Consider the following 3,606-nt stretch of genomic DNA (forward strand, 5'->3'; position numbering starts at 1 on the left):
CCTTCGCCCTCGAGCTGCCGCAGCGCCTCGCGGATCGGCATGTGGCTGACGGCATAGCGCGACGTCAGGGCATCGATCGTCAGATGGGTTCCGGGGACGAATTGCCCGGACACCAGATCCCCGATGATGGCGCGCTTGACCCTGAGATAGGTGGGCTCATTGAGCGGCGCCTCGAGAACCGGACTTGTCCACGGATCCACAGTCTTCTCCCGCACGGCCATCGCGCCAGTCACCCGCCCAACCTGATCGCGTCGAGAATATCGCGGCTCGGCGTTGACGCGCAAATATATTTGCGCAAATGTAGGATCAATCGAAACGAGAAGATGCCCTTGAGGCACCCTCAACCGTCTGGGAGGACGAGATGGCCGCTTTCGACGATCGCCTGCGTTTCGGTGCGAATGGAGCCTGGTCGCGCCGACGGATCCTGCAGGGCGGGGCACTGGCCGGGCTGGGCGCGATCGGGATGACAGCGTTCGGCAGGGCAGGTTTTGCGCAGAGCGCGTCGGCGGCATCCGATGCCGGGCTGGTGGCGGCGGCGAAGGCCGAGGGCACCCTGACCTACTATCACACGACCGCGATCGACCCGACCGCCGCCTGGACGAAGGTCTTCAGCGACAACTACGAGATCACGACGCAGAACGTCCGGGGCCCCAGCTACCCCCTGTTCGACCGCTGGCTGACGGAAGAGCGGGTCGGGCAGCACATCGCCGACGTCGTCCAGATCACCGACACCATCCTGATCGAATCCGCCCATGACGAGGGGCTGGTGGCGGATTACATCCCGCCCTCGGCCGCGGGCATCCGGCCGGAGATGAAAAAGGACGGCGTCTGGTACACGATCTTCGTGAACGCCATGGGGATCGCCTGGAACTCCACCAAGGTCACGCAGGAGGAGGACAAGCTGATCCGGGAGGGCGGCTGGAACGTCTTGACCGACCCGCGCTGGACGGGCCGCTTCGCAACCGGCACCCCCGCATCCGGCGGCAGCAGCTACTCCTACGTCTACATGTTCCTGGGCGGGAAGCGGGACCAGTTCGGGCCGGACTTCGTGGCGAAGATGGCGGCGCTGAGGCCGCAGGTCTACGAAAGCAAGTCGCCGATGTATGACCGCCTCGCCGCAGGCGAGCATGCGATCGTTGACCAGGCCTCGCAGAGTGATATGGGCGGCATATACCTCAAGGGGGCGCCGATCCGCTGGATCTTCCCGGACCCGACGCCTGCCAACCTGACCGTCCAGACGATCTCGGCGAAGGCCCCCCATCCCAACGCCGCCCGCCTGTTCCAGGATTGGGCGGCCAGCGCGGAAGGGCAGGCCGCCTGGTTCACGGTCGCCGGCGTCGCCTCGGCCCGCGCCGACACCATCGACCCCCGCAAGGCCGCGAAGGCCGACTGGTACCGGGAGGATTGGTATGCCGATCCCAAGGAGCTCTACATCGATTACCTGAGCGACCCGGGCTACGTCGATCCGGCGAAGCCGATCATCGCCGAGTGGAACCAGATTTTCGGTCGCTGAGGCGTGCGATGACCATGTCCACCACCGCGACCGCGCTGAAGACCGAGGACCGTCCGGGCGGCTACGCCTCGATGCGCCGGCGCCGGCGAGGATTTGCCCTTCCGCTGTCGCTCGGCATCCTCATGGCCGTGCTGGTCCTGATCCCGATCGCGCTGATGTTCTTCGGCGCGGTGCGGACCGGGACCTTCGTGGACCCGCGGGCCCGATTCTCGTTGCGCAGTCTCGAACTGGTCTACACGACGCTGCCCTACCTCAAGATCCTCGCGGTCACCATCGGGGCATCGCTTCTGGTCTCCCTGGTCGCCTGCATCATCGGCATCGCCCTGGCCTGGCTGCTCGCCAGGACCGATCTGCCCGCCAAGGGGGTGATGGAGAACGCGGTCATTGCGCCCCTCTACCTGTCGCCGTTCGTCGGCGCGTTGGCGTGGCTCATTCTCGGCTCGCCGAATGCTGGCCTTCTGAACGTGCTCGCCCGAGATCTGCTCGGCGTCACCGGATCCATGATCAACGTCATGACGGCCAGCGGGGTGATCCTGATCATGGCGCTGTACAACGTGCCCTACGCCTACATGACCGTTTCGGCTGCGCTGAAGGGCATGGACCCGTCGATGGAGGAGGCATCCTATCTCAACGGGGCGGGCACGCTCGCGACGGCGCTGAAGATCACCTTTCCGGTGGTCCGTCCGTCGATCATCTCGGCCTTCTTCTTCGTCTTCGTCCTGACCTGCGGCACCTTCTCGATCCCGGCCGCCCTCGGGGGCACGCAGACGTTGCCGTTCCTAGCCGTCGACATCTATCGGGCGGTCGCGACCTTCCCGCTCGACTATTCCAGGGCGGCTGCGATCGGCACGCTGCTGTCCTGGATCTCGCTGATCGGCGTCTTTTTCTACCGCTTCGCGTCAAGGGTCGCGACGCGCTTCGTCACGGTGACCGCCCGTGGCTACAGCACCCGCCTCGTCAAGCTGCGTGGCTGGCGGCTGGCGGCGATCCTGATGATCCTCGTCTATGTCACCCTCGCGATCATCCTGCCCTATCTCGCCCTTTTCTACGTCGCGTTCACCAGCTTCACCTCGTCCTCCATTCTTGACGCGACCTTCACGCTGGCGAATTTTTGGTCGGTGGCCGGCTCGGTGGCGGTGCGGCAATCGATCGGCAACACGCTGCTCGTCGGGCTCATCGCGCCGACGCTCTGCGTCCTGCTCGGCACCGCCATCGCCTATGCGGTACGGCGCCTGCATGTCCGTGGCAGTGGCATCCTGGATTACATCGCCATGTTCCCGATCGCCGTTCCCGGCATAGTCTTCGGCACCGGCATCTTCTGGACCTACCTGATGACGCCGGCCTACGGGACGATCTGGATCCTGGTCATCGCCTTCGTCGCCTCCTACATCCCCTTCGCCTACCGCATGATCGACACCTCGATCATCCAGATCGACAAGTCGCTTGAGGAGGCCTCCGCGGTCTGCGGCGCATCGCATTGGCGGACGGCCCGACAGGTGACTTTCAAGCTGATCCGGCCCGGAATTCTCTCGGCCTGGATCCTCGTCTTCATCTTTTCGATCCGCGAGATCAGTGCCGCAATCCTCCTGGCATCGCCGAGCAACAAGGTCCTGTCGGTGATGTCCTGGGACTATCTCGAATTCGGAAACGTGCAGAACGCCGCGATCATCGGCCTGCTGCAGACGGCGATCCTGGTCGTGGGGATCGTCGTCGGCCGATACGCGCTGCGGGTCCGGCTGTCCCAGGCGGCCTGACCGGCGCCCGGAATTATCGAAGGAGCATCATGGCCAAGCTCAGCGTGGAAGATCTCGTCGTGGCCTATGGCAGCGTCACGGCAGTGCGCAACGTCTCCTTCACCGTCGAGGACGGGGAGTTCGTCTCGCTTCTCGGGCCGAGCGGCTGCGGCAAGACCACGACCCTCCGGTGCATCGCGGGCCTCGAAGGCTCCTCGGCGGGGACGATCCGCATCGGTGGCGAGGTCGTGGCGGCGGACGGGCGAGACGTGCCGCCCGAGAAGCGCGGCATCAACATGGTGTTTCAATCCTATGCCGTCTGGCCCCACATGACCGTCTTCGAGAATGTCGCCTACGGTC

General features: G+C 65.1%; 4 protein-coding genes. 3 read left to right on the top strand and 1 reads right to left on the bottom strand.

What is annotated here, in order from left to right:
* The coding region (locus AC3XYG_RS35470; protein ID WP_489144605.1) for a GntR family transcriptional regulator at nt 1-221 on the bottom strand (221 nt) is incomplete at its 3' end.
* Between the two features lie 140 nt (nt 222-361).
* Here AC3XYG_RS35470 and AC3XYG_RS35475 point away from each other — a divergent pair.
* The 3 genes from AC3XYG_RS35475 to AC3XYG_RS35485 all read left to right on the top strand — a co-directional run.
* The gene (locus AC3XYG_RS35475) at nt 362-1,513 is read left to right on the top strand and encodes an ABC transporter substrate-binding protein (RefSeq protein WP_489144606.1); all 1,152 of its coding nucleotides are present in this window, start codon (nt 362-364) and stop codon (nt 1,511-1,513) included.
* Nucleotides 1,514-1,521: 8 nt separating this feature from the next.
* The gene (locus AC3XYG_RS35480) at nt 1,522-3,267 is read left to right on the top strand and encodes an ABC transporter permease (RefSeq protein WP_489144607.1); all 1,746 of its coding nucleotides are present in this window, start codon (nt 1,522-1,524) and stop codon (nt 3,265-3,267) included.
* Between the two features lie 29 nt (nt 3,268-3,296).
* The coding region (locus AC3XYG_RS35485) for an ATP-binding cassette domain-containing protein (RefSeq protein WP_489144608.1) at nt 3,297-3,606 on the top strand (310 nt) is incomplete at its 3' end.

It is taken from the genome of Inquilinus sp., from assembly GCF_057815775.1.